At 73.1% G+C, this 24,397-nt stretch carries 27 protein-coding genes and 2 tRNA genes; 10 read left to right on the top strand and 19 right to left on the bottom strand.

Annotated elements, in window-relative coordinates; all coding sequences use genetic code 11:
* The first annotated feature begins 225 nt into the window (after positions 1-225).
* Positions 226-822 (top strand): hypothetical protein, encoded by a 597-nt coding sequence (locus Gocc_RS05075; protein WP_114795448.1) that lies wholly within the window; start codon positions 226-228, stop codon positions 820-822.
* Positions 823-906: 84 nt separating this feature from the next.
* On the opposite strand, the gene Gocc_RS05080 is transcribed toward Gocc_RS05075, so the two are convergent.
* Positions 907-979, bottom strand: a tRNA-Arg gene (locus tag Gocc_RS05080).
* A 115-nt stretch (positions 980-1,094) separates the two neighbouring features.
* Between Gocc_RS05080 and Gocc_RS05085 the strand changes: the two genes are divergently transcribed.
* From Gocc_RS05085 to Gocc_RS05095, 3 genes are all read left to right on the top strand, one after another.
* Complete coding sequence (locus tag Gocc_RS05085; protein ID WP_114795449.1) at positions 1,095-1,721, top strand: glutathione S-transferase family protein; 627 nt, start codon at positions 1,095-1,097, stop codon at positions 1,719-1,721.
* Positions 1,722-1,895: 174 nt separating this feature from the next.
* Positions 1,896-2,885 (top strand): magnesium transporter CorA family protein, encoded by a 990-nt coding sequence (locus Gocc_RS05090; RefSeq protein ID WP_114795450.1) that lies wholly within the window; start codon positions 1,896-1,898, stop codon positions 2,883-2,885.
* A gap of 160 nt (positions 2,886-3,045) precedes the next feature.
* The gene (locus Gocc_RS05095) at positions 3,046-3,249 is read left to right on the top strand and encodes a hypothetical protein (RefSeq protein WP_181813383.1); all 204 of its coding nucleotides are present in this window, start codon (positions 3,046-3,048) and stop codon (positions 3,247-3,249) included.
* A 45-nt stretch (positions 3,250-3,294) separates the two neighbouring features.
* Here the strand turns inward: Gocc_RS05095 and Gocc_RS05100 are convergent, their stop codons facing one another.
* Complete coding sequence (locus tag Gocc_RS05100) at positions 3,295-4,098, bottom strand: PPK2 family polyphosphate kinase (protein ID WP_114795451.1); 804 nt, start codon at positions 4,096-4,098, stop codon at positions 3,295-3,297.
* 133 nt (positions 4,099-4,231) lie between these two features.
* Between Gocc_RS05100 and Gocc_RS16885 the strand changes: the two genes are divergently transcribed.
* From Gocc_RS16885 to Gocc_RS05110, 3 genes are all read left to right on the top strand, one after another.
* Positions 4,232-4,354 carry a hypothetical protein gene (locus Gocc_RS16885; protein ID WP_281268419.1) on the top strand — a complete coding sequence of 41 codons (123 nt, stop codon included), beginning with the start codon at positions 4,232-4,234 and terminating at the stop codon, positions 4,352-4,354.
* A 107-nt stretch (positions 4,355-4,461) separates the two neighbouring features.
* Complete coding sequence (locus Gocc_RS05105; RefSeq protein ID WP_181813384.1) at positions 4,462-4,872, top strand: thermonuclease family protein; 411 nt, start codon at positions 4,462-4,464, stop codon at positions 4,870-4,872.
* A 58-nt stretch (positions 4,873-4,930) separates the two neighbouring features.
* Complete coding sequence (locus Gocc_RS05110) at positions 4,931-6,193, top strand: aminotransferase family protein (RefSeq protein WP_114795453.1); 1,263 nt, start codon at positions 4,931-4,933, stop codon at positions 6,191-6,193.
* Here Gocc_RS05110 and Gocc_RS05115 read toward each other — a convergent pair.
* Entirely contained in the window at positions 6,149-6,769 is a 621-nt protein-coding gene (locus Gocc_RS05115; protein WP_114795454.1) for an N-acetylmuramoyl-L-alanine amidase, read from the bottom strand. The genes Gocc_RS05110 and Gocc_RS05115 overlap by 45 nt on opposite strands.
* Here Gocc_RS05115 and Gocc_RS05120 point away from each other — a divergent pair.
* On the top strand, positions 6,768-7,256 hold the full coding sequence (locus Gocc_RS05120; protein WP_114795455.1) for an HIT family protein: 489 nt from the start codon (positions 6,768-6,770) through the stop codon (positions 7,254-7,256). The genes Gocc_RS05115 and Gocc_RS05120 overlap by 2 nt on opposite strands.
* Before the next feature lie 226 nt (positions 7,257-7,482).
* On the opposite strand, the gene Gocc_RS05125 is transcribed toward Gocc_RS05120, so the two are convergent.
* A complete protein-coding gene (locus Gocc_RS05125) occupies positions 7,483-8,355 on the bottom strand; it encodes a hypothetical protein (protein ID WP_114795456.1) in 873 nt (290 codons plus the stop codon).
* A gap of 62 nt (positions 8,356-8,417) precedes the next feature.
* On the opposite strand from Gocc_RS05125, the gene Gocc_RS05130 reads away from it, so the two are divergent.
* Positions 8,418-8,490: transfer RNA gene (locus Gocc_RS05130), tRNA-Gly, on the top strand.
* Between the two features lie 63 nt (positions 8,491-8,553).
* On the opposite strand, the gene Gocc_RS05135 is transcribed toward Gocc_RS05130, so the two are convergent.
* Positions 8,554-9,444 carry a haloalkane dehalogenase gene (locus tag Gocc_RS05135; protein WP_114795457.1) on the bottom strand — a complete coding sequence of 297 codons (891 nt, stop codon included), beginning with the start codon at positions 9,442-9,444 and terminating at the stop codon, positions 8,554-8,556.
* 60 nt (positions 9,445-9,504) lie between these two features.
* Between Gocc_RS05135 and Gocc_RS05140 the strand changes: the two genes are divergently transcribed.
* Positions 9,505-10,890: an FAD-binding oxidoreductase gene (locus Gocc_RS05140; RefSeq protein WP_114795458.1), complete on the top strand. Its 1,386-nt coding sequence runs from the start codon at positions 9,505-9,507 to the stop codon at positions 10,888-10,890.
* Positions 10,891-10,994: 104 nt separating this feature from the next.
* Here Gocc_RS05140 and Gocc_RS05145 read toward each other — a convergent pair whose 3' ends face one another.
* The 14 genes from Gocc_RS05145 to Gocc_RS05210 all read right to left on the bottom strand — a co-directional run bounded on the left by Gocc_RS05145 (position 10,995) and on the right by Gocc_RS05210 (position 24,389).
* Positions 10,995-12,020 (bottom strand): class I fructose-bisphosphate aldolase, encoded by a 1,026-nt coding sequence (locus Gocc_RS05145; protein ID WP_114795459.1) that lies wholly within the window; start codon positions 12,018-12,020, stop codon positions 10,995-10,997.
* Positions 12,020-13,015 carry a class II fructose-bisphosphatase gene (gene glpX / locus Gocc_RS05150; RefSeq protein WP_281268421.1) on the bottom strand — a complete coding sequence of 332 codons (996 nt, stop codon included), beginning with the start codon at positions 13,013-13,015 and terminating at the stop codon, positions 12,020-12,022. Before glpX ends, Gocc_RS05145 begins: the two co-directional genes overlap by 1 nt.
* Complete coding sequence (locus tag Gocc_RS05155) at positions 13,012-13,914, bottom strand: DMT family transporter (RefSeq protein ID WP_114795460.1); 903 nt, start codon at positions 13,912-13,914, stop codon at positions 13,012-13,014. Before Gocc_RS05155 ends, glpX begins: the two co-directional genes overlap by 4 nt.
* A gap of 43 nt (positions 13,915-13,957) precedes the next feature.
* Positions 13,958-15,457 carry an arginine--tRNA ligase gene (locus tag Gocc_RS05160; RefSeq protein ID WP_181813385.1) on the bottom strand — a complete coding sequence of 500 codons (1,500 nt, stop codon included), beginning with the start codon at positions 15,455-15,457 and terminating at the stop codon, positions 13,958-13,960.
* Positions 15,458-15,461: 4 nt separating this feature from the next.
* Complete coding sequence (locus Gocc_RS05165; RefSeq protein ID WP_114795462.1) at positions 15,462-16,481, bottom strand: potassium channel family protein; 1,020 nt, start codon at positions 16,479-16,481, stop codon at positions 15,462-15,464.
* A gap of 30 nt (positions 16,482-16,511) precedes the next feature.
* On the bottom strand, positions 16,512-17,762 hold the full coding sequence (locus Gocc_RS05170; RefSeq protein WP_181813386.1) for an RNA polymerase sigma factor: 1,251 nt from the start codon (positions 17,760-17,762) through the stop codon (positions 16,512-16,514).
* Complete coding sequence (locus tag Gocc_RS05175) at positions 17,746-17,931, bottom strand: hypothetical protein (protein WP_114795464.1); 186 nt, start codon at positions 17,929-17,931, stop codon at positions 17,746-17,748. Before Gocc_RS05175 ends, Gocc_RS05170 begins: the two co-directional genes overlap by 17 nt.
* A 100-nt stretch (positions 17,932-18,031) precedes the next feature.
* Positions 18,032-18,625, bottom strand: a complete 594-nt coding sequence (locus tag Gocc_RS05180; RefSeq protein ID WP_181813387.1) for an RNA polymerase sigma factor — start codon at positions 18,623-18,625, stop codon at positions 18,032-18,034.
* Between the two features lie 62 nt (positions 18,626-18,687).
* Positions 18,688-20,184: a 2,3-bisphosphoglycerate-independent phosphoglycerate mutase gene (gpmI, locus tag Gocc_RS05185; RefSeq protein ID WP_114795466.1), complete on the bottom strand. Its 1,497-nt coding sequence runs from the start codon at positions 20,182-20,184 to the stop codon at positions 18,688-18,690.
* The gene (gene tpiA / locus Gocc_RS16670; RefSeq protein ID WP_114795467.1) at positions 20,157-20,846 is read right to left on the bottom strand and encodes a triose-phosphate isomerase; all 690 of its coding nucleotides are present in this window, start codon (positions 20,844-20,846) and stop codon (positions 20,157-20,159) included. The genes gpmI and tpiA overlap by 28 nt, the downstream gene beginning before the upstream one ends.
* Before the next feature lies 1 nt (position 20,847).
* Positions 20,848-21,891, bottom strand: coding sequence for a phosphoglycerate kinase (locus Gocc_RS16675; protein ID WP_422717981.1), 1,044 nt, complete (start codon positions 21,889-21,891; stop codon positions 20,848-20,850).
* A gap of 2 nt (positions 21,892-21,893) precedes the next feature.
* Positions 21,894-22,892 (bottom strand): type I glyceraldehyde-3-phosphate dehydrogenase, encoded by a 999-nt coding sequence (gene gap / locus Gocc_RS05200; RefSeq protein WP_114795469.1) that lies wholly within the window; start codon positions 22,890-22,892, stop codon positions 21,894-21,896.
* A 94-nt stretch (positions 22,893-22,986) separates the two neighbouring features.
* Positions 22,987-23,916: a DNA-binding protein WhiA gene (gene whiA / locus Gocc_RS05205; protein ID WP_181813388.1), complete on the bottom strand. Its 930-nt coding sequence runs from the start codon at positions 23,914-23,916 to the stop codon at positions 22,987-22,989.
* Positions 23,913-24,389: a methylated-DNA--[protein]-cysteine S-methyltransferase gene (locus Gocc_RS05210; protein WP_220150458.1), complete on the bottom strand. Its 477-nt coding sequence runs from the start codon at positions 24,387-24,389 to the stop codon at positions 23,913-23,915. The genes whiA and Gocc_RS05210 overlap by 4 nt, the downstream gene beginning before the upstream one ends.
* Between the last annotated feature and the right edge of the window lie 8 nt (positions 24,390-24,397).

Here is a 24,397-nt window from a genome sequence, read left to right on the forward strand (position 1 = left end):
GCACGGGGCAGCCGCTGGGCCAGATCCTCGTCGAGGCCGGCGTCATCACGCGGCTGGAGCTCGCGAGCGCCCTCGCCGAGCAGTGGTCCGACCCGGACAGCTCGGTCGCACCCGTCCCCCGCCCTGTCGAGAGAACGCCGCCCGGCGCACCGCCGCCCGCGCCAGAGCCGGCGTCGCCGCTCGACCTGCGCTCCCTCGTCCGCCTGCAGGACGGCGTCGCCGACCTTGCCAGGCGCCTGGCGGCGGCCGAGCCGCGGCTCGCCGACCTCGACGGTCGCGGAGCACCGCGAGCAGCACCGGCAGGCGTTCGGCGAGCTCGCAGAGCAGATCGACGAGACCCTCGCGGCCGCGGCCGGCGACCCCGCTCTCGCAGAGCGAATCGATGCGCTCGAAGACCGCCTCGACGAGGTTGCCGCGCAGGCCGCGGTCGCCGACGTGATCGAGGAGCGCCCGCGCGCTGCGGCGCGCGCGGGCGACGACACCGAGAAGGAGCTCGAGCGGCTGCGCATGGCGATCGAGCGTGTGAGCCTGCACCTCGGCGAGCACGAGCGCGCGATCGCCGGCGTGAGGCGCTCGAGGGGAGTCGCGCAGCGTCTGGACGAGCTGGCGGCGCGTGTAGACGGCCTCGTCGCCGGCGAGCCCGCGGGCGCCGCGGGCGGTACCGATCCCTCCCGCGCCCGCCTCGAGGCGCTCGCGCGTCGCCTCGAGGCGGCCGAGGCCGTCCGGGCGGCCGAGCACGAGAAGCTGCTGACGAAGCTGGAGCGCATGGCGTCGTCGATCGACCGGCGCCTGCACCGGCTCGAGACCGGCGGCGACGCCTGAGCCGGCGCTCGCCCGCGCTGTGAACGCTTGCTTCACCGTGGGGGAACCCATGGTTCCCCCACGAACCCCCTCCTTCGCAACCGATGCGCCCGGAAGGATTCGAACCTTCGACCTCGCGCTCCGGAGGCGCGCGCTCTATCCCCTGAGCTACGGGCGCTCGTGGTGGCGCAGTCTAGCCCGGATCTTCCACCCGGCGCGGGAGCTGCATCCCGTCCGCCCCGCGATCCCGGCAAACGGAGAACCCCGGGCCGGCGACACGTAGGATCAGCGTGATGGGACTCGTCCTGTACGACAATCCGCGCTCGTCGAACGCGCTCAAGGTGCGGTTCATGCTGGCCGAGCTCGGTCTCGACCACGAGCGCCGCCTCGTCCCCTTCGACCGGCCGCGGCCCGGCTGGTACCTGGCGGTCAACCCCGTCGGAGGCATCCCGGCGCTCGAGGACGACGGGCTCGTCGTCTCCGAGTCGAACACGATCCTCCGCTACCTCGCCGGCAGGGAGCGGCGCGTCGACCTCTACCCCGGCGAGCCGCGCGAGCGGGCTCCCGTCGACGAGCTGCTCGACCGCTGGTCGCTCACCTTCCGGCCCGCCTTCTTCCGATACGAAGTGGCGGCGCTCGGATTCAGCCCGGACAAGGGCGTCGGCGCGGGCGCGCCCGACACGGCCGCGCTGCCCGGCATCGTCGCGGCGATCGCACCCACGCTGCGGCTGCTCGACGGCCTCGTCGACCGCTCCGGCTTCGCGCTCGGCCGCTTCACGATCGCCGACGTCGCAGCGGCGCCCGTGCTCTACCGCACGCTCCACTCCGGCCTCGATCTCGGGCCCTACCCGAACGTGCTGCGCTGGCGCGAGACCATCGTCGCCCTGCCGGCGCTGGCAGCGGCCGGGCCCGTTCTCTGATCGGGCGCGTACGGCTTCGCTGCGCCTGTCCAGGCCTCTCCCGCCCCGTGCGGACACCGCAGCGACGCCCGCCGTCGCCTCCGGCTGAGCCCGCGCGGCGGCCCCTGGCCACGGAAGGCATCCCGGGTACAATCCCGAACATGGCGTACGCGATCGACGACCCCCTCAGTACCTATGCCGAGCCTGCCCCGCATCGCACGCAGGAGCCGCGCCCGCGCAGGCGCGGAGGTCGCGGCACGCGTCTCGCCGCTCCGCGAGATCGCCGCTAGCGGCCTCACCTGGGTCAACGTCGTCGGGCCCGACCTCGACACGGCGAACGCGCTCTCGGAGCGATTCGGCTGGCACCCGCTCGACGTCGAGGACATCGTCTCGAAGCGCCAGCGCCCGAAGGTCGACGACTACGAGGAGGACGGCTACCTATTCACCGTCCTCCACTTCCCCGTCTACGACAAGACGATCCAGCGCCTCAACGGCGCCGAGCTCGACATCTTCATCGGGCCCGACTACCTGGTCACGATCCCCAACCGCGAGCTCCTGCCCGTGACGCGCCTGTTCGGACGCTGCGAGAGCGACGACGCATTCCGCGAGCAGCTGTTCGCCAAGGGCACGGGCCGCCTTCTCTACGAGGTGCTCGACGACCTGTTCGACTACTGCTTCCCCATCCTCGACAAGATCGGGCACAAGCTCGACTCGATCGAGGACGAGATGTTCGAGGGGCACGCCGAGGACGTCGTGCGCGACATCTCGAACGTGAAGCAGGAGATCATCTCCTACCGGAAGGTGATCAAGCCGGAGCGCTCCACCCTGCGCGTGCTCGAGCGCCGCGTCGACAAGTTCCTGCCCGAGGAGCTCGAGCTCTACTTCGACGACATCGTCGACGCCGCCGAGCGCATCTGGGATCAGCTCGACAACTACAAGGAGGTCGTCGACGGCCTCGAGTCCACGAACGAGTCGGTGATCTCGCACCGCCAGAATGACGTGCTGCGCGTGCTCACGATCTTCAGCGTGCTCATGCTGCCGCTGACGCTCATCTCCGGCATCTTCGGGATGAACGTCGACTTCCCCGGCTTCGGGACGCACGAGGCGTTCTGGGTCGTCGTCGGCGTGATGGTCGCGGTCATGGGCGTGATGATCGGGTTCTTCCGGCTCAAGCGCTGGCTCTAGCCCGGATCGAGCGCCGCGCCGACCGGGGGCCGCCGGACGCCGCTCGCTCGCAGTGGAGCCCTCGTCCGAGGGATGCTGTTGCCCTCGGACGGGGGATGTCCGCTCACCTGCGCTGCGGGAACACTGCGGGCCTGATCGTCGGCGGCACCGGGAGGACGAGATGCACGCGACACCGTCGGAGATCCACGGCGTCGGCGACGCCGCCGAGATCCTCGCCGCGCGCTTCGAGACCCTCGTCTGGCACGGCTGCGAGCCGGAGCACGCGCTCGCCATCGCGGGCGCGCCCGACGTCGAGCTCCTCGACGCGCTCGACCTCGTCGCGCGCGACTGCCCGGCACGCCTCATCCTGCCCATCCTCGCCTGAGCGAGGCTCGGCGGGCGACGAGGTGGAGCCGGCGCCCGCGGGGCGCTACTCGATGCGCAGCCCCTCGATCCCGCTCTCGGGCTCGGGCAGCTTCGGGTCGACGCGCTCGAGCGCGTCGACGAGCAGTCCGGCGACGGCCGTCGCCTTGACCCAGTTGCGGTCGGCGGGCACGACATGCCACGGCGCGTGCTCGCTCGAGGTCTGCTCGATCACGTCCTCGTACGCGGCGAGGTACTCGTCGAAGCGCGCACGCACGGCAAGGTCGTCGCGGCGGAACTTCCATCGCTTCTCCGGGTCGTCGACGCGCTCCTGGAGGCGTCGGCGCTGCTCGTCCTTCGACACGTTGAGGAACACCTTCACGATCGACGTACCCTCGTCGGCGAGCATCCGCTCCCACGCGACGATGTGCCCGGGTCGCCGCCGCCACACCCGCTCCGGGGCGAGCTCGAGCATGCGCACCGCGACGACGTCCTCGTAGTGCGAGCGATTGAAGATGCCGATCTCGCCGCGGGCCGGCAGCACGGCGTGCACGCGCCACAGGTAGTCGTGGGCGAGCTCGGTCGACGTCGGCGCCTTGAACGAGGCGACGCGGCAGCCCTGCGGGTTGACGCCCGCGAACACGGAGCGCACGACGCCGTCCTTCCCCGACGCGTCGAGGCCCTGCAGGACGAGCAGCACGCTGTGGCGCGCCTCGGCGTAGAGCCGCTGCTGCAGCACCTCGATGCGGGCCTTCAGTTCCTCCAGGCGGGCGTGGGCGCGCGCCTTGTCCCTCAGTCCGAGGTCGTCGCGCGGGTCGCGCGCCGCGATCCGCGGCTTCTCGCCGGGGCCGATGCGCATTCGCTGGATCATCGCAGGCACTCTAGACTCGCGCCGTGGCCGATCGCGGCTCCTTCCAGCCCGGCAAGGCCGTCGAGCCTGCCACCGGCAAGCCCGGCGGACGAGCGACGACCTCGCGCGGCTCGAGCAGGAGAGCCTCGACGAGGTGACGAGGATCGACGAGCGCCGGCGCAGCGTCGCCGACAACGTTGAGAGGATCTCGATCCGCCTCGAGGCGACCGACGTCCGCGTGCTCGAGTCGAGGCTCGTCTGGGTGCCTGGCGCGTAGCCCTCGCCGCCCTGTGCGCGTCCGCGGCGGGCTGCGGGAGCGCGTCGACGGCCGCCGAGAGCACCCCGGAGGCGCCGGCGACGGGCGAGTCCGCGGTCGTCGCGCGCGTGAGCGACGGTGACACGCTGCGCTTGCGGGACGGGCGCCGCGTGCGCCTGCTCCAGATCGACGCGCCCGAGCTGCACGGCGATTGCTTCGGCAAGGCGGCGCTGACGGCGCTGCGGCGGCTGACGCCCGCGGGCACGCGCGTGACGCTCGTCGCCGACCGGCGCCTCGACCGCAGCGACAGCTACGGGCGCCTCCTGCGCTACGTCTTCGTGGGCGGACGCAACGTCAACGTCGAGCTCGTACGCCGCGGTGCCGCGTCGCCCTATTTCTTCCGAGGGCGACGAGGACGCCACGCGATCGACCTGCTCCGCGCCGCCCGCGAGGCACGCGGCGCCCGCCGCGGCTACTGGGGCGCCTGCCCGCGTGCCGATCTCGATCCCGCGGCCGGGTCGATCACGGGCCGCGCCTGACGGCACGCCCCGGCGAGCGCACGGAACAGCGCGTCCGCGCCGTCCGTAGACTGCGGCGATGACGCGCTTCTGGCATCCGGTGGCCGACATGCAGGCGGTCTCGCGCAGCGGCGAGCTGGTCATCGATCGCGGCGAGGGTTGCCACCTCTGGGACGAGCGCGGCCGGCGCTACCTCGACGCCACGGCCGGCCTCTGGTACGCGAACGTCGGCTACGGCCGCGAGGAGATCGTCGCGGCGGCCGCGGCGCAGATGCGCCGCCTCCATGCGTACTCCCACTACGGCGACGTCTCGAGCAGGCCGACGACCGATCTCGCCGAGCGCATCTCCGCCTTCGCGCCGATGGAGGACGCCGCCGTCTTCTTCACGAGCGGCGGCGGCGAGTCCGTCGAGACGGCCGTCAAGCTCGTGCGGCGCTACTGGAGCCTGCTCGACCAGCCGCAGCGCACGGTGATCATCTCGCGTGAGCGCGCCTACCACGGTCTCGCCGGCTACGGCACGAGCATCGTCGGCTCGGACGTGTTCAAGGTCGGCGTCGGGCCGCTCGCCGGCGACACGGTGCGCGTGCCGTGGGACTCGGCCGAGGCGCTCGCCGAGGCGATCGACCATGCCGGCCCGCACCGGGTCGCCGCGTTCTTCTGCGAGCCCATCGTCGGCGCCGGCGGCGTCCTGCTGCCGCCTGACGGCTACCTGGCGGCCGCCCGCGAGGCATGCCGCGAGCGCGGCGTGCTGTTCGTCGCCGACGAGGTGATCTGCGGGTACTGCCGCGTCGGCGACTGGTTCGCCAGCAGTCGCTTCGGGCTCGACCCCGATCTCGTCACCTTCGCGAAGGGCATCACCTCCGGCTACGTGCCGCTCGGAGGCGTCATCGTGGGCACGGCGGTGCAGGAGCCGTTCTGGCAGAGCGGGGCTGCCGGCGTCTGGCGCCACGGCTACACGTACTCCGGCCATGCGACCGCCGCCGCCGCCGCGCACGCGAACCTCGACATCATGGAGCGCGAAGGGCTCGCCGCACGGGCGCGCGAGCTCGAGCACGAGATCACCGAGGCGCTGGCCCCCCTCGTCGAGCACGAGCTCGTCAGCGAGCTGCGCTCCGGCCTCGGGGCGGTCGCCGGCGTGCAGATCGACCCGGCGCTGCTCGCCGACGACCCCGACCTCACGGACCGCGTCACGCTGACGGCCCGCGAGCACGGCATCCTCACGCGCACGCTCGTCGGCGGCGGTCTGCAGGTCTCGCCGCCGCTCGTGATCACGCGGGCCGAGCTCGGGGAGCTCGCTTCAGGCCTGCGCGGCGCGCTCGACGACGTCGCCGCCGCGGGCTGAGGCGCGCACGAGCCGCAGGAAGCGCTGCCACGGGAAGTCGGGCCCCGGATCCCGGTGGTCGCTCTTGCCGAAGGCGTCGCTGACGTCGGCGTGGCCGCCGATGCCGCGGCGGCGGGCCCGCAGATCGGCGCCGCGCAGCCGCCTCATCGGAATGCCGTGGCGGGCGCAGACGCCGGCGGCGACGGCGGCGGCGCGCTCGAGCACCGCCTGGCTGTAGGGATCCGACCAGCCGTCCGCGCCCTGGCCGGCGAAGCCGGCGAGCTCGATCCCGACGGAGTTGCCGTTGCCCCCGCGTGCATGCCAGGCGATGTCGCGCTCGCGCACGCACTGGATCACCGTGCCCGCGTCGACGCAGTAGTGCGCCGACACCTGAGCGGCAGGATCCGCGAACCAGCGGGCGCAGGCCGCCGCCGCGCCGTCGCGCTCGCCGATCTCCATCGTGTGGATCACGACCACGTCGATCCTCCGGCGCTCGGCTCGGGTGACGTTCGGGCTCTCGACGAATGCGTACGGCACGGCTCCCTCCAGGGCACGGGCGCCGCAGCCGTGGCGATCATAGTGATAGAAGGCACGCATGACCAGGCAGCTGTGGGCGCCGTGGCGCCTCGAGTACGTCCAGGGAGCCGGCGAGCAGGACGGCTGCGTCTTCTGCCGCGAGGCGGCCGGCGAGCTCGCCGGGGCGAGCCTCGTCGTCCACCGCGACGCGCACGCGCTCGCCCTGCTCAACAAGTACCCGTACGCGTCCGGCCATCTCATGATCGCCCCGCTACGCCACACGGCCGCGCTCGGCGACCTCAGCCCCGCGGAAGCGGCTGCCGTCCACCGTCTCACGGTGCGGGCGCTCGACGCCCTGCGGACCGTCTACGGCCCGGATGCCTTCAACGTCGGCTGGAACCTCGGCGCCGTCGCCGGTGGGTCGATCGCGGGCCATCTGCACGAGCACGTGGTGCCACGCTGGAGCGGCGATACGAATTTCATGCCGGTGCTCGCCGACGTGAAGGTGCTCCCCGAGCACCTCGAGGTCACCCGCAGGCGGCTCGTCGAGGCATGGCCGCAGGGGTAGATGATCCGCGAGCCGGCGGAGAACGCGAACACGTACACGCGACTCGGCCCCGGTGAGGAGAGGATCGAGAGCGACCGCGTCGTGACGGGCCCGTCGAGGTCGCCGGCATCCACATCCTGCTCGGCGAGCTTCCGCCCCACGAGTGCGCCGTCTCCGAACGCAGCAAGCATCGAGCGCGGCGTCTCGCGCGACAAGACTTTCCGCTGCGATGTTGCGAGACGCCGCGCTAGCGCGTGGCGCCGAGCGGCGCGAGTGACGACCAGGCCTTCGCGCCCGTCGTCGCGAAGTCGTAGAGGCTCCAGCCGCTGACCGTGCCGTCGTCGCCGACAGCGTCGACGTATGCCTTCAGCTCGTCGGCGTCCATGCGGTTGGCGACGCCTCCCGCCGCGTGGATCGGCACGTCGGGCCCGACGGCGGCGCGCAGGAGCTTGAGCGAGCGGGCGACGTAGCCGTAGGTCGCCTCGTAGCCGCGGAAGCCGCCTCCCGTATAGGTCATCGGGATGAAGGCGTCGACGAGCGGGGTGAGCTCGGCCCACGGAAAGTTCGGCCACCAGCGAGCGTGGCGCTCGAACGCACGCGGCGGGTATGGGATCGCCGCAACCGGGACGTCGCCGGCCTCGACGGCGAGCGTGCGCGCGAGGGCGAGCAGCCGCTGCGTGCGCAGGCCCACGCGCTTGAGGCGCAGCGACTCCACGTCGAGCGCGACGCCGTCGAAGGCCGCGCCTCCCGGCGAGCGAAACGCGAGCATCGCCCGTGTGCGGCGCAGGTCGAGCGCCGGCTGCACGAAGCCGGGCAGGTACCACGCGACGGCCTGGATGCCGCGCGCGTGCAGTGCGTCGAGCAGGAGCCCGAGCCCCGCCGGGTTGACGACGTCGGTCGCGCTGCGGTCGTTCGCGGTCTCGACGTAGACGGTGCGCACCCCGCGCGCGGCGATGCGATCGGCCGTCCGCACCGGGTCGACGAGCAGCGCGCCGTCGTAGACGTCGATCCAGGTGCCGAGCCCGGCAAACGGCGGCGAGCCCGCTGCCGAGCTCCCCGCGGCAGCCCCGCCGGCGGCGACGACGAGGAATGCGACCACGGCTGCGACGGCCACGCGCATGCCCGGAAGCGTAGACCGCGTCTGTGAAGGTTCCGTGAGCGCGCCGCTAGAATGGCGACCGCGCGGGCGTAGCTCAGTTGGTAGAGCGTCGGCTTCCCAAGCCGTAGGTCGAGGGTTCGAGTCCCTTCGCCCGCTTCTTCTGCTCGGCACGGGGCTTCTGCCCGGCGGCGTGGAGCGGATCCCCCGGCCCGACCGCTGTCAGCCGCCGACCGTGCCCAGCCAGGAGGCGATGCGCCCGGCGATCTCCTCGCCCCTGTCCTCCTGCAGGAAGTGGGCGGCACCCTGCACCGTCTGCGGCGGCCCGGCACCCGGGATCAGCTCGGCCATCAGCTCGGCATGGTGCGGCGTGAAGATCGGGTCGCTGTCGCCGAAGAGGACGAGCGCCGGTCTCTCCCAGCGGCGCAGCGCCTCGCGCACCGCGATCATCGCCGGCGCGCTCGGGTGGTCGGCGCCGGTCGCGACGAGCCTGGGGAACATGACGACGCCGATCTTCGACTCCGGCGTCGGAAACGGCGCGTCGTAGCCCGCGACGACCTCGTCGGCGAGCTCCGTCGCGCACGAGATGCGGATGAGCCGGCCGGGGACGATGTCGGTGCCGACCCGCTCCATGAACGCCTGGAAGCGCAGCCACTCCTCACCGGGCGCGCGTGCCCCGATGCCGGTGTTCATGATCACGAGACGCTCGATGCGCTCCGGCTGCTCGACCGCGAGCCGCAGGCCGATCGGTCCGCCCCAGTCCTGCACGACGACGGTCGCGTCGCGGAGATCGAGCTGCTCGCAGAGAAGGCGCCCGACCGCTGCGACGTGGCGGTCGTAGCTGTACCACGCGTGCTCGACGGGCTTGTCGGAGCGGCCGAAGCCGAAGTAGTCGGGGACGATCACGCGCCCGACCTCGGCCAGGCGCGGGATCATCTTGCGGTAGAGGAAGCCCCACGTCGGCTCGCCGTGCAGGAGCACGATCGGCGCGCCTTCGCCCTCGTCGACGTAGTGCATGCGCAGCCCGTCCTGGTCGACGTAGCGCGGCTCGTACGGCCACCCGGGCAGCTCGCGAAAGCGCTCGTCCGGCGTGCGGTAGGCGTCGACGCCCATCTCCGCACCCTACCCCGCCCCCGCCACCGCGCGGGCGCGCGCTCGTGCAGAGTTCGCCGGGTGACCGACCTTCGCGCCGTCCTCGCCTCCGCCCTCGCCGACCCCGGCCGGGTGACCGACGGCGACTCCGAGCGCGACCTGCACGCCTCCGACCTCACCTTCCACCGGCCGCAGCGGCCGGACGCGGTCGTCTACCCACTCTCCACGGCCGAGGTCGCACGCGTGCTCGAGATCGCGGACGCACGCGGAATCCCCGTGACGCCGTTCGGGGCCGGATCGAGCCTCGAGGGCCACGTGATCCCGACGCTGGGCGGCATCAGCCTCGACCTCACGCGCATGAACCGGATTCTCGAGCTCGACGCCGCCGGGCTCAGCGCCGTCGTGCAGGCCGGCGTGCTACGCAGCGCCCTCGACGCGGCCGCGGGCGCGCACGGGCTCATGTTCCCCGTCGACCCCGGAGCGGACGCGACGATCGGCGGCATGGCGGCGACGAACGCCGCGGGCACGACGACGATCCGCTACGGCAAGACCCGCGCCAGCGTGCTCGCGCTCGAGGCAGTCCTCCCGGGCGGGCGCGTGATCAGGACAGGCACGCGCGCGCCGAAGTCCTCCGCGGGCTACGACCTCACAGGGCTGCTCGTCGGCTCGGAGGGAACGCTCGCGGTCATCACCGAGGTGACGGTGCGCCTACACGGGATCCCCGAGCACGCCGTCGCGCTGCGCGTCGCGTTCCCGGACGTGGGGGCCGCCTGCAGGACCGCGGCCGCCCTCGTCGCCGCCGGGAGCGGCGTCACCCGCCTCGAGCTCGTCGATGCGTGGACCGTGGCGGCCCTCAACGCCCACCTCGGCAGCCGCTATCCCGAAGTGCCCTGCCTGTTCGTGGAGGCGGCCGGCACGCGAACCGCGGTCGAGGGCGATCTCGAGCTCGTCGCCGCGGTCGCCGCCGCCGAGGGCGCCGTCGAGATCGTCCACGAGCGCGACGCCGGCGCGCGCGCCCGCCTGTGGGAGGCGCGCCACGCCGTCGCGTACGCGGTGAGCGCGACCGCGCCGGGCAAGGGCCATCGCACGACGGACGTGTGCGTCCCGGTGCCCGAGCTCCCCGCCGCCGTCGCCGTCGCGCGCGCGACGCTCGACCGCCTCGACCTGCAAGGCGGCATCCTCGGCCACGCGGGCGACGGCAACCTCCACGTCAGCGTGATGGTCGATCCCGACGACGCGGCCGAGGTCGCGCGCTCGGACGAGCTCGTCGGGCTGCTCGTCGAGGACGCGCTCGCCCGCGGCGGCACGTGCACGGGCGAGCACGGCATCGGCGCCGGCAAGATCGCCTGGCTCGAGCGCGAGCACCCGGACCTGCTGCCGCTCTACCGCGGCATCAAGGCGCTCTTCGACCCGCACGGGATCATGAACCCCGGCAAGGTGCTGCGCGCGGCGGGCGACGGCCGCTAGTGCGGCGTCTCGCAACATTCCACCGGAAAGTCTTGTTGCGAGACGCCGCACTCGATACGAGGATGCGCACCGCGAGGGCGGGCGCGGTGCGGACGCGACGGGACCTACGTGGAGACGAGCGCCTCCATGTCGGCCGTGTACTCGCCGCGCGCGGCGGCGGCATTGCAGCGGGCACGGTGCAGGAACGCCGCCTGCGCCGCCTCGACGTTCTCCGCCTGCCCACGCCACGCTTGCAGCGCCGACGCCTGCAGGGCACGGCCGTACGAGAACGAGAGCGGCCACGGTCGGCCGTCGAGCTGGTTGATCGCGTTGAGGTTGACGGTCGCCTCCACCTCCGACTGGCCGCCGGAGAGGAAGACGATGCCCGGCACGGCCGCCGGGACGTGACGGCGGAAGCAGTGGACGGTCGCCGCGGCGATCCGCGCCGGGCTCGCCTGGTCGGCGTTGCCCTTGCCGGGGATGACCATGTTCGGCTTCAGCAAGGTGCCCTCGAGGTCGACGCGATGCTCGTACAGGGCGTCGTACACCCGCTCGAGCGTGCGCGACGTCGCCTCGTAGCAGTCGTCCAACGAGTGGTCGCTGTCCATCAGCACCTCGGGCTCGACGATCGGGACGATGCCGGCCTCCTGGCACAGCGCCGCGTAGCGTGCGAGCGCGTGAGCGTTCGCCGACAGGGCGTAGTCGCTCGGGAGCCCGTCCCCGATCGAGATCGTGGCACGCCACTTGGCGAAGCGGGCGCCGAGGCCGCGGTACTCCTGCAAGCGCCCACGCAGGCCGTCGAGGCCCTCCGTCACCGCCTCGCCCGGCGCGCCCGCGAGCGGGTGGGCGCCGGTGTCGACCTTGATGCCCGGGACGACGCCCTTGCCCGCGAGCAGCGCCGGAAACGGCGTCCCGTCGTCGGCGCGCTGCCGGATCGTCTCGTCGTAGAGGATGACGCCGCCCACGTGCTCCTCGAATCCCGGGGTCGTGAACAGGAGGTTCCGGTAGGAGCGCCGGCTCTCCTCCGTCGACTCGACGCCGATCGTGTCGAAGCGCTTGCCGATCGTGCCCGTCGACTCGTCGGCGGCGAGGATGCCCTTGCCGTTCGCGACGATCGCGAGGGCGATCTCTCTCAGGTCGTCAGCAGCCATCAGATGTCCTTTCCCAGATTCGTCAACTTCTCCGCGGGATGGTAGGCCGCGATGCGCCGCACCGTGCCGGAGCGGGAGCGCATCACGATCGACTCGGTCTCGACGCCGGCGCGGCTCGTGCGCACGCCGCGCAGGAGCGACCCGCCGGTGACGCCGGTCGCGGCCACGAACACGTCCTTGCCGCCCACGAGATCGCCGGCGCCGAGCACCCGGTCGAGGTCGAAGCCGGCGTCGAGGAGGGCCTGACGCTCGGCGTCGTTGCGCGGCCACAGCTTGCCCTGGATCGCCCCTCCCAGGCACGTGATCGCGGCCGCCGAGATGACGCCCTCGGGCGTGCCGCCGATGCCCATCAGCATGTCGACGCCGGTGAACGGCTGGGCTGCGGCGATGGCGGGGGCGACGTCGCCGTCGCGGATCAGCGTGACGCGCGCTCCGGCCTCGCGCAGCTCGGAGACGAGCCGCTCGTGCCGCTCCCGCTCCAGCACGACGACGGTGAGGTCGCTCACCTTCATGCCCTTCGCGGCGGCGACGGCGCGGACGTTGTCGGCCGGCGACGCCTCGATGTCGATCGCGTCGGCGGCCTCGGGACCGACGGCGATCTTGTCCATGTAGAGCGCCGCGCCCGGGAAGAACATCGAGCCGCGCTCGGCGACCGCGATCACGGAGATCGCGCCCGGAATGCCGAGCGCCGTGAGCCGCGTGCCCTCGAGCGGGTCGACGGCGACGTCCACCTCCGGCCCCCAGCCGGCGCCGACGCGCTCGTTGTTGTAGAGCATCGGCGCCTCGTCCTTCTCGCCCTCGCCGATGACGACGACGCCCTGCATCGCGACCGTGTTGATCATGCGGCGCATGAGATCGACGGCGGCCTGGTCGGCCGCGATCTTGTCCCCCCTGCCGATCCATCGCGCCGCGCCCATGGCGCCCGCCTCGGTCACGCGCACGAGCTCCAGCGCGAGGTTCCTGTCCGGCACGGTCGGGTCGGCGATGTGGCTCACGACGAGGTCGATCCTACCCCGGCCGCGGCCTCGGCGACACGCGCCTCGGTCGGCTCGAGCGCCACGACGGCGATGCCGGCGAGCAGGACGAGCGCGCCGCCGGCGAACGTGAGCACCGTCGGCCGCTCGTCGACGAGCGCCCAGGCGAGCACGACGGCCGCCACGGGCTCGAGGAACGTGAGCAGGCCCGCGGCCTGCGCGGTCACGTGGCGGAGCAGGCCCGCGTACACGAGCGTCGAGACCCCGGTGAAGACGACGCCGAGCAGGAGCACGGCACCCCACTCGCGGCCGCCGTCGGGCATCACCCGGCCGGCCACGAGCAGCGCCGGAGCGACGGCGATCCCTCCGACGAGGCAGTCCCAGAACGCCACCGTGAGCGGCTCGGCACGATCGGCCAGCAGCCGCTTCGAGAGGATCACGAGCGCGGCGTAGGTGGCGGCGGAGCCGAGCCCGCTGGCGATCGCCCAGCCGTTCGCGCCGCCGCCCTCGCCGCTCCCGAGCGCGACGAGGGCGATGCCGGCGCCGCCGGGCACGAGGGCGCCGAGCGCGACGTTCGAGAGCCTCTCGGCCAGGGCGAGCGGCGCCAGCACCGCGAGGAAGACGGGCGCCGCATAGAAGGTGAGCACGGCGAGGGCGACCGACCCGAGCTTGACCGCCTCGAAGAACAGCAGCCAGTGCGCACCCTGGACGACGCCGAGCGCGACGAGCGCCGGCAGCCTGCGGCCGGGACGCAGCGCGCGCAGCCGGCCGCTCGCCAGCGCGACGAGACCGAGAGCGCCGGCGGCAAAGGCGAGTCGCAGGAACGCGAGCGCCGCCGCGTCGAGCTCGACGGCGGCGACGAGGACGGCGATCAGGCCCCAGGAGCTGGCGAGGCCGGCGAGGGCGAGGTTCCAGCGCACGGGGCGATGCTATGCGCCGCACCGAAGCCCGGCGCCCTTGCCCTCACATGCGCTCGGGCGCTTCGACTCCGACGAGGTCGAGGCAGCGGGCGACGACGGTCCTCGTGGCGCTGCAGAGGCCGAGGCGGAACGCCTCCGCTTCGGAGCCGAGCACCTTGTGGTGGTGGTAGAAGCGGTGGAAGTCGTCGGCGACGCGGATCGCGTAGGTGGCGATCGCGTGCGGCGCCCGCCGCTGCGCCGCCTCGGCGGCGACGGCCGGGAACTCGGCGATGCGCTTGACGAGGTCGCGCTCCTCGGGCGCGAGCGGCGCGGACACGGTCGCGGCGGGCACGGCGTCGCCGGCGTTGCGCAGGATCCCGGCGATCCGCGCATGGGCGTACTGCACGTAGTACACCGGGTTCTTCGCGGTCTTCTCGGCCGCGAGATCGACGTCGATCTCGATCGTCTGGTCGTGGCCGCGCGAGACGAGGTACCAGCGGGCGGCGTCGATGCCGATCTCGTCGATGAAGTCGTCGAGGAAGACGACGTCCCCGCGCCGCTTCGACATCTTCGTCGCCTCGCCGCCCTTCGTCAGGTGCACGAGCTGGTAGATGAGCACCTCGAGCGACTCGCGCGGGCGGCCGAGCATCTGCGCGAGCGCCTGCAGCCGCGCCACGTAGCCGTGGTGGTCCGCGCCGAGGACGTAGACGAGCCGGTCGAAGCCCTTCGCGTACTTCCGGCGCACGTAGGCGGCGTCGGCGGCGAAGTACGTCGGCGTCCCGTCCGAGCGGATCACGACGCGATCCTTCTCGTCGCCGTACGCCGAGGTTCGCGCCCACAGCGCCCCCTCCGATTCGTAGGTGTCGAGCAGCGCCACCGCCTCGGGGATCTCCGCCTCGACGACGCTCTGCCGCTCGTAGGAGTCGAAGTGGATGCGGAACCGCTCGAGTGTCGCCTCGATGCGCTCGAGCATGCGCGGCACCGGGTCGCCGGACTCGCCCGCGAGGTCGGCGACGTAGGCGCCGCGGTAGCCGTCCTCGGGCGGCTCCTCCCCGCGCCGGGCAGCGTCGACCGACTCGCGGAACCTCTCCATCTGCGCGCCCGCGTCGTTGTAGTAGTACTCACGCTCGACGTCGTGGCCGGCGAAGGAGAGCAGGCGCGCGACCGAGTCGCCGTAGGCGCCGTTGCGCGCCGAGGCGACGGTGATCGGGCCCGTCGGGTTGGCCGACACCATCTCCACCTGCACCCGCTCCGGCGCGGCGGCCGAGCGAGCGCCGAAGTCGCCGCCGACCGCAAGCGCCAGGCCCAGCGCGCTGCCGAACCAGGCGTCGTCGAGGAAGAGGTTGAGGAATCCGGGTCCCGCGACCTCGACGCGCGCGACCTCGGCGAGGCCGGCGATCCTGCCCGCGAGCTCGTCCGCGACCTCGCGCGGCGGGCGCTTCAGCCGCCCCGCGAGACGGAGCGCCGCGTTCGTCGCGTAGTCTCCGTGTGCCGGATCGGAGGGACGCTCGAGCTCGACGGGGAAACCGGCGACCGCGGAGAGCGCGCCGGCGAGACGCTGCACCGGGTCAGCCTGCAACCGTCGCCCCCGGCGCGAAGAGGTCCTCGAGGCGCTGGATCTCGTCCGGTGTTCCCACGCCTATGAGGATGTCACCTGCCTCGAGCAGCGCGTCGGGCGACGGCGTCGTGTCGAAGCGGCCGTCCTCCTTGCGGATGGCGATGATCATCGCCCCCGTCGTATCACGCACGCGCAGGTCGCGGATCGACCTCCCGCACGAGGGGCACTCGCGCCTGACCTCGATCTCCTCGAAGCGGAGGTCGTCGCCGCCGGCCGTCGATACGATGTCGAGGTAGTCGGCGACCTGCGGCTTGAGCACGAGGTTGGCGATCTGCAGCCCCGCCGCCGAATACGGCTCCACGACCCGGTCGGCGCCGGCGAGCCGGAGCTTCCGCGCGGCCGAGCTGTCGGAGGCCCGCGCCACGATGAACAGATCCGGGCGCGCGGCACGGGCCGTGAGCGTGATGAACAGGTTGCTCATGTCGGAGTCCGCGCACACGATCAGCGACCGCGCGCGGGCCAGGCCGGCCGACTCGAGCGCGGCGTCGTCGGTGCCGTCGCCCTGCACGACGAGGGCGCCGAGCTCGACCGCGGCGCCGACCGAGCCCGGGTTGGTGTCGAGCACGACGAACTGCTTGCCGATCAGGTTGAACTCCGCCGCCACCCGCCGGCCGACACGGCCGAAGCCGCAGATGATCGTGTGATCCCGCAACTCCTCGATGGCGCGCTTCCTCCTCCGCTCCCCGAACACGTCCTGGATGACACCGCGGGTGATCAGCTCGACCACCGCGCCTGCAAGGTAGAGGAAAATCGCCACGCCGGAGATCAGGAGGGCGATCGAGAAGATCTGCCCCGCGGTCCCCTCGGGCCGCGTGTCCAGCCCGGTCAGCGTCGTCGTGACGACGGCGCGGTAGAGCGATTCGGCCCAGCCCTCGCCGAGGATCAGGCGGAAGCCGACCGTCCCGGCGGCGAGCACACCGACGAAGGCGACCTGCGCCCACACGAACCGCCTGAAGCTGAACCGCTCCACGGGTCAATCGTACGGCCCGCGCCAGCGGGCTCAGGACGGTGGCTCACCGTCTCCGGGCGGCGCGCTCTCGACCGGATGGTCACCCGCTGCCGGCTGCTCGGCTCCGGCTTCCCCGCTCCCGGACGGGTCCTGTTCTCCGTCGGCGCCGGCCGGCGCATGCTCGAGCACCGTCACCGGTGCGCTGTCGCCGCCGCCCGCCGCGTCGGGAGAGCCGTCGCCGCCGCCGTCGCCGCCCTGCACGGCGGAGCGCTGCTCGTCGCCGCCTGTCCGCGGCAGGTCGGCCCGGTTCTCGCTCCCCGATCCGCCCTCACCGTCGCGGGAGCGCTCCGGCGCGTCCTCGCGGTTCGCGACCGTCCCGTCCGAGCCACCCGCGTCGGAGGCGACGCGTACGCGGCGAGCGCCGTTGCGATCGCCCGTGTGCCGCGCGCCGGCGACCACGGACTCGGCCGCCGGCGGGCCGGACGGCGCCGAGGGGTGGCCCGGCCGTCCGCTCCCGGAGCCGATCACGGTGGCCGTTCCGGCCGCACCGACCGCGACGGCGGCGACCGTGAGCTTGGCGGCGATCGGCGCAGCGGCGAGCTTCGCCAGCAGCCCCCCTCCGGCAGCGCCTGCCGTGATCCCACCCGCCAGCGCCTCGCTGCCCGCAGCGGAGGCGCCGAAGCCGGGCAATGCCTGCGCGATCCCGTCGCGTACGGCGATCGGCACGACGAGAGCGCCGCCCACGAGCGGCTTCAGGCGCACGCGCAGGCGGCGGCGTCCGCGGAACAGGAGCGATTCGACCGACGCCCGGGAGAGGCCGAGCGCGGCGCCCACCTCGTCGGCGTGCATCCCGTAGAGGTCCCGCAACACGACCGCCTCCCGCTGCTTCTCGGGCAGCTCGGAGATCGCCTGCCGGATCTGCTCGCCCGCCATGTGGCGGTCGAGCTCCTCGTGCGGGGCGGCCGCGAGCCCGAGGTCGCCTTCGAGCAGCGGCAGCGGGGCACGCATGCGTGCGTGCGCTCGCGCCCGGCACTCGTTGCGGGCGATCGTGGCGAGCCAGGCCGCCGGGTCGCGGACGTCGCCTCCGCCGAGCAGGGCGCGGTAGGCGGAGAGGAAGGTCGCCTGGGTCGCGTCGTCCGCCTCCACGGGGTCGCGCAGGAGCAGGCGGCAGAGGCCGTAGACCATGCGCCCGTGCGCCTCGAAGAACGCGCCCACGCGCTCGCCGGCGGCCTGTTCGCGCGGGCCGCCGGCGGGCCGGGTCGGGTCGGAGGCCAACGGGGCCGGGCTAGTCGTCGCTGCCACCGTCCCCGCCGCCGTCGTGCCCGTCGCCGGAGCCCTTGCCGACACCGAACGCCGGACTCACGGTGCTGACGCTGTCTCGCACCTCGAGCCCGCCTTCCGCGGTGCCCGGCGCGCTCGTAGAGCCCGTGCCCGTGACGGCGGCGGCGACGACGACACGCAGACGTCTCACGGGGAGTCCTTTCGCTGGGCGGGCGGTCTCACCATGATCGAGGTCATCGGCGCCGAAAACGTGCGCCTGGACCGCAAGACCCCCATGTGAGGTACGTCTGCTACCCGCCGCTCGTGCCGGAGGCCGTGGCGGGCGGCCGCGAGCCGACCGTGACCCCCTCGCGCGCGAGTGCGGCCTGTACCTCCTCGCGCGCCTTGTAGATGCGCCACTTCACCGTGGCGAGCGTGACCTCGAGCGCCTCGGCGATCTCCATGTACGAGAGCCCGACGATGTCGCGCAGCAGCAGCGCCATCTTCAGGTCGACGCTGAGAGCCTCCACGGCCCGCCACAGCGCATGAATCGTCTCCGCGCGCTCGAAAGGAGCGTCGATGACCTCGAGCGGCGGCATGTCGTCGATGCAGCCGGCGCTGCGCGGCCGGCGCTCGAGCGCGCGCAGCTCGTCGAGGACGCGGTTCTTCGTCACCTGGAACAGCCACGTCGTGAAGCTCGAGCGCAGCGAGAAGCCGGGCAGGCCCTGGTAGACGCGCAGGAACACCTCCTGCGTGAGGTCCTCGGCCAGCGCGCGGTCGCCGACCAGGCGAAGCACGTAGTTGAACACGGGCCGCTCGTAGGCCCTGACGATGATCGAGAACGCCCGCTCGTCGCCACGCCGGGCCTTGCGGAGGATTCCGGGATCAGGCTGCTCCAGGGCCAATGCGTGGCGAGCATACAACCGTTCCCGGCCTGTACGCCAACAATTTACGAGTTACTGAAATGTCACCGATGTTCGGTGTCTCTCCGGGCAACGAGCGAGGAGCCCGTCATCGCCTCCGGCACGGGCACCCCGAGCAGCTCGAGCACGGTCGGCGCGAGATCCGAGAGCTCGCCGTCTCCGCGCAGCGCCGCGCCGTCGAGCGTGAGCAGCAACGGCACAGGGTTCGTCGTGTGGGCGGTGTGCGGGCTGACGCCGTCCGCTTCCAGCATCTGCTCGGCGTTGCCGTGGTCGGCGCTGACGAGGCAGACACCGCCCGCGGCACGCGTCGCCTCGACCACCCGGCCGAGCGCCGCATCGGCGGCCTCGACCGCCGCGACGACAGCCGGAATGACGCCGGTGTGACCCACCATGTCGGGGTTGGCGAAGTTGACGACGCAGAAGGCGATGCCGCCGCCGATGCGCACGACGACCTCGTCCGCCACGGCGGCGGCGGACATCTCGGGCTTGCGGTCGTAGCTCGGCACGTCGCGCGGCGACGGGACGAGCACCCGCGTCTCGCCCTCCCACGCCTCCTCGACGCCGCCGTTGAAGAAGTAGGTGACGTGCGCGTACTTCTCGGTCTCCGCCGCGTGCAGCTGGCGCAGGCCGTGCGCGCTCAGCGTCTGGGCGAGCGTGTCGCGCACGTCCTGCTCGGCGAACGCGACGGGCGTCGCGATCGCCTCCGCGTACCGCGTCATCGTCGTCAGGTCGACGCCGCGCTCGAGCAGCCGCAGCGACAGCTGCCGCCCGCGGTCGGGACGAAAGTTGAACACGATCGCCGTGTCGTGCTCGGGGTCGAGCCGGGGGCGTCCGTCGAGCACGACCGGCTCGACGAACTCGTCGGTGATGCCGCGCCGGTAGCTCGTGCGCACGGCGTCGACGGGGTCGGCCGCGTGCTCACCCTCGCCGTCGAGGATGGCGCGCAGCGCGCGCTCGGTGCGCTCCCAGCGCTCGTCGCGGTCCATCGCGTAGTAGCGCCCCACGACCGTGGCGATCCGCTCGGCCGGGAGCGTCGCCAGGTCGACCGCGGCGGCGCGCGGCGACACGTCACGTCCGTCGCTGAAAGCATGGATCCAGGTTCGCTCCTCCATCCCCTGCCGCCGTGCGAGCTCGAGCAGCGCGCGCAGGTGGTCGATGTGCGAGTGCACGCCGCCCGTCGAGACGAGCCCGAGCAGATGCACGGAGCCGCCGCGCTCACGCGCCCGCCGGAAGGCCGATACGAGCGCGTCGTTCGCGAACAGCGAGCCGTCGCGGACGGCGACGTTCACGCGCATCAGGTCCTGGAAGAGGATGCGGCCCGAGCCGATCGTGAGGTGGCCGACCTCGGAGTTGCCCATCTGGCCGTCGGGCAGACCGACCGCCGCGCCGGAGGCGGCGAGCCGGGTGTGCGGGAAGCGCCGCCAGAGGTCGTCGAAGACCGGCGTGTCGGCGAGCTCGACGGCGTTCCCCGGTCCGGGCGGGGCGATGCCCCAGCCGTCGAGGATGACGAGCGTTACGAGAGGGACGCGGCGATCCGGCACAGCTCGGAGAACGAGTCGGGATCGAGCGAGGCGCCGCCCACGAGAGCGCCGTCGATCGACGGCTGCGCGAGCAGGGCGGCGGCGTTGCCGGGCTTCACCGAGCCGCCGTAGAGGACGCGCGTGTCGTGGAGCGACTTGATGAGCGCGTGCGCCTCCTGCGCCGTCTCGGGCGTCGCGGTCTTCCCGGTGCCGATCGCCCACACCGGCTCGTAGGCGATCACGAGATCGGGATGGCGCGGCAGCACCGCCACCTGGCGCTCGAGCACCTGCTCGGTGAGACCGCCCTCGCGCTCGGCCGCGCTCTCTCCCACGCAGGCGATCACCTGCAGCCCGGCCTCGAGCGCGGCCTCGGCACGGGCGCGCACCGACTCGTCCGTCTCACCGAAGTACTGGCGCCGCTCCGAGTGGCCGACGAGCGCGCCCCGGACGCCGATCTCGACCAGCATCGCGGCGGAGATCTCCCCCGTGAACGCGCCCTCCTCGGCCCAGTGCACGTTCTGGGCGTAGATCGGCCACTCCTCGCCGACGGCCGCTTCGAGCGACACGAACGGCGGGCACACGACGACGTCGACGCCGTCGGGCGCCTCGAAGCGGTCGAAGAAGGCGAGCGTCTCCGCCGGCCCCTTGTACATCTTCCAGTTGCCGGCCATCAGCTTGCGCATCTCATGCCTCCGGAATCGCCGCCACGCCCGGGAGCTCGACGCCCGCGAGCAGCTCGAGCGACGCTCCGCCGCCCGTCGACACCCACGACACCCGGTCTGCGAGCCCGAGCTCCTGGATCGCGCGCACCGAGTCGCCGCCGCCCACGACCGAGTACGCGTCGGCGTCGGCGACCGCCTCGGCCACCGCGCGCGTGCCGGCCGCGAAGCGCTCCCATTCGAACACGCCCATGGGACCGTTCCAGAAGATCGTGCGCGCGCCGCGGACGGCGGCGGCGAACACGCGCGCGGTTCTCGGCCCGATGTCGAGCCCGAGCCAGCCGTCGGGGACGGCGTCGACGTCCACCACCTGCGTCTCCGCGTCCGCGTCGAAAGAGGATGCGGCGACGACGTCGAGCGGTAGCTCGACCGGGAACGAGAGCGGGTTCGCGACCCGCACCTGCTCGGCCATCTTGCCGCCGATCAGCACCGCGTCGGCGCGCCCACCCAGGTTCTCCAGCACGGCGAGCTTGTCGTCGACCTTGGCTCCGCCGGCGACGAGCACGAAGGGGCGCTCCACCTCGCCGAGGAGCCGGCCGAGGTGCTCGAGCTCGTCGAGCAGGAGGAAGCCGGCGTAGGCGGGCAGCAGGTGCGCCACGGCCTCCGTGGAGCTGTGGGCGCGGTGCGCGGAGCCGAACGCGTCGTTCACGTACACGTCCATCCCGCGGGCGAGCTCCCGCGCGAAGCCGGGGTCGTTCGCCGTCTCGCGTGGGTCGAAGCGCGTGTTCTCCAGCACGCGCACGCGGCCGTCGGGCAGCAGCGAGCGCAGGCGCTCGGCGACGGGCGCCATCGCGAAGCGCGTCCGGTCGGCGTCGCTCTGCGGGCGGCCCAGGTGCGAGCAGACCGCGACCTCGGCGGCCCCGTGGTCGAGGAGCCAGCGCAGCGTCGGCCGGGCCGCGCGGATGCGCGTGTCGTCGGCGACGCGGCCGTCGGCGAGGGGCACGTTCAGGTCCGCGCGCACGAGCACGCGCTTGCCGGCGACGTCGGCCGTCTCGACGGAGCGCGGCAACCTCAAGCGAGCAGCTTCCCGACGAGATCGACGAGACGGCAGCTGTACCCCCACTCGTTGTCGTACCAGCCGAACACCTTGGCGGTGGTGCCGTGGGCCATCGTCAGCTGGCTGTCGAAGATGCACGAGAACGGCGAGTGCACGATGTCGGTGGACACGAGCGGGTCGGTGGAATAGCGGAGGATGCCGGCGAGCTCGCCGCCGCCGGCCGCCTCGTAGGCCGCGTTGATCTCCTCCTTCGAGACCTCGCGGCCGAGGGTGACGACGAGGTCGGTGAGCGACCCGGTGGCGACGGGCGCGCGCACCGCGACACCGTCGAGCTTGCCCTGCAGGTGCGGCAGCACGAGACCGATCGCCTTCGCCGCCCCGGTCGAGGTCGGGATGAGGTTGATCGCCGCCGCGCGGGCGCGTCGCAGGTCTCGGTGCGGCATATCCTGCAGGCTCTGGTCGGACGTGTAGGCGTGGATCGTCGTCATGAAGCCGCTCTCGATCCCCGCCAGGTCGTCGAGCACCTTCGCGAGCGGCGCCAGGCAGTTCGTCGTGCACGACGCGTTCGACACGATGTGATGCCGGTCGGGGTCGTAGCCGCCGTCGTTGACGCCGAGCACGACGGTGTAGTCGGGGTCCGTCGCCGGGGCCGAGATCACCACCTTCTTCGCGCCCGCGTCGAGGTGCTTCCGCGCACCCTCGCGCGACGTGAAGAATCCGGTCGACTCGAGCACCACGTCGACGCCGAGCTCGCCCCAGGGCAGCGCGGCCGGGTCGCGCTCGGACAGCATCGTGATCTCCTCGCCGCCTGCCCGGATGACGCCGTCCCCGAGCTCGACCTCGCCCGCGAACGGCCCCAGCGTCGAGTCGTACTTGAGCAGGTGCGTCATCGTGCCCGTGTCGCCGAGGTCGTTCGCGGCCACGATCTCGATGTCGGCGCCCAGGGACTGCCGGGCGCGGAAGAAGTTGCGGCCGATGCGGCCGAAGCCGTTGATGCCGACGCGAATCGCCATTGTCTGTCGTTCCTCGCTCTCGGAGAAAGGGGGATCTGCGGACGAGTCTAACCGGGCCCAGGCGCGCGCTCGCCCGGAGCGTCGACGGAGCGCCCTACTCCCGCCCGAGCTCGACGATGCGCGCGAGCCGCCGTTGCATGCCGGCCTTCGTCGCCGGCGGGCTCGCACGCGCTGCGAGCTCTCGCAGCGGCAGCTCCGGGTGGGCGAGACGGAGCTCGGCCGCCTCGCGCAACCGCTCGGGCAGGCTCTCGAGAGCGCCCGACGAGCGCAGCGCGCGCGCTGCCCGCAGCTGCTCCTGCGCCGCGCGCGCGGTACGCACGAGGTTCGCGTGGTCGGCGTTGGCGAGGCGGTTCGCCTCGGCCCGCATCTCGGCGACGACGCTGCGCTCCTCGAGCGCGAGCACCACGTCTATCGCGCCCGCCGCCACCAGGTAGCCCTCGATCTCCTCCCAGCCCTTGGCGTAGGCGACGGCATGCGAGGCGCGCTCGAGCACGCGCAGGCGCACCTCCGCGACCGACGCGACGCTGCGCAGGAAGGACGCCCCCGCCGGCCCCGGCGTCCGCACCTCCAGGTGCGGCGAGCGCCGCGCCGACAGCGACCCCGCGCCGAGGAAGGCGCCGCGCAGGTAGGCGCCGCGGCAGCACGGACGCGCCACCACCCGGCCGGGCGGCCGGTCGAGCGGTCGGCGCTCGCGGTCGAGCACGCCCGCCTGCTCGAGCACCGCGAGGCTGTGCTCGTCGCCTTCGAGGTGCAGCTGGTAGCGGGTCGCCCGCTCGAAGGCGCGGCGTGTGTAGGTGCGGACCTCGGCGTGGACGCCGAGCCGCTGCAGCAGTGCGAAGCCGCGACGCGCCACGGCCGATTCGGCGAGGTCGAGATGGAAGGAGACGGCCCCGCGACCGCGCAGGTGCACCGAGCCGGCGGTGTGGAAGAGCGCCGAGATCTCGGCCAGGCGGTCGCAGCGCCGGACCGGGTCGATCGCGGCGAGCTCGGCGCGGACGCTCTCGGCGAGCGACGCCGCGCTCACAGCGCCACCCCTTCGAGTGCGAGCAGCCGGCGCTTGAGCGCGACGCCGCCGGCGCCGTAGCCGCCGATGCCGTCGGCGGCCACGATGCGGTGGCACGGCACGATGAGGGCGAAGCGGTTCTCCGCGCAGAACGTGCCCGCGGCGCGGGCGGCACCGGGCCGCCCGGCGAGCGCGGCCAGCTCGCCGTAGGACACGACCTCGCCCCACGGCACCGAGCGCGCGGCCTCGACGAGCGCCGCCTGGAACGGCGTAAGCCCGCCGAGATCGAGCGCGACGTCGCCGTACTCGACCCGCTCGCCCGCGAGGTGGCACACGAAGCGGGCACACAACTCCCACGCCTGCGCGGCGGAGCCGTCCCGGGCGACGGCCGCCGAGGCGAGCTCGTGCTGGACGACCACGCCCGCACGCTCCCACACCTCGCCGACGCCGAAGCCCTCGGCCGAGTAGAGGTGCCGCGTCACGCGCACTGCCACGACAATAC

The sequence above is a fragment of the Gaiella occulta genome (genome assembly GCF_003351045.1).
GTDB lineage: Bacteria > Actinomycetota > Thermoleophilia > Gaiellales > Gaiellaceae > Gaiella > Gaiella occulta.

Coding starts and splice junctions, on each gene's coding strand:
- Gocc_RS05085 (WP_114795449.1), top strand. CDS start 1,095: ATGGGACTCGTCCTGTACGACAATCCGCGCTCGTCGAACGCGCTCAAG.
- Gocc_RS05090 (WP_114795450.1), top strand. CDS start 1,896: ATGCCGAGCCTGCCCCGCATCGCACGCAGGAGCCGCGCCCGCGCAGGC.
- Gocc_RS05095 (WP_181813383.1), top strand. CDS start 3,046: ATGCACGCGACACCGTCGGAGATCCACGGCGTCGGCGACGCCGCCGAG.
- Gocc_RS05100 (WP_114795451.1), bottom strand. CDS start 4,098: ATGATCCAGCGAATGCGCATCGGCCCCGGCGAGAAGCCGCGGATCGCG.
- Gocc_RS05110 (WP_114795453.1), top strand. CDS start 4,931: ATGACGCGCTTCTGGCATCCGGTGGCCGACATGCAGGCGGTCTCGCGC.
- Gocc_RS05120 (WP_114795455.1), top strand. CDS start 6,768: ATGACCAGGCAGCTGTGGGCGCCGTGGCGCCTCGAGTACGTCCAGGGA.
- Gocc_RS05115 (WP_114795454.1), bottom strand. CDS start 6,769: ATGCGTGCCTTCTATCACTATGATCGCCACGGCTGCGGCGCCCGTGCC.
- Gocc_RS05125 (WP_114795456.1), bottom strand. CDS start 8,355: ATGCGCGTGGCCGTCGCAGCCGTGGTCGCATTCCTCGTCGTCGCCGCC.
- Gocc_RS05135 (WP_114795457.1), bottom strand. CDS start 9,444: ATGGGCGTCGACGCCTACCGCACGCCGGACGAGCGCTTTCGCGAGCTG.
- Gocc_RS05145 (WP_114795459.1), bottom strand. CDS start 12,020: ATGGCTGCTGACGACCTGAGAGAGATCGCCCTCGCGATCGTCGCGAAC.
- tpiA (WP_114795467.1), bottom strand. CDS start 20,846: ATGCGCAAGCTGATGGCCGGCAACTGGAAGATGTACAAGGGGCCGGCG.
- gap (WP_114795469.1), bottom strand. CDS start 22,892: ATGGCGATTCGCGTCGGCATCAACGGCTTCGGCCGCATCGGCCGCAAC.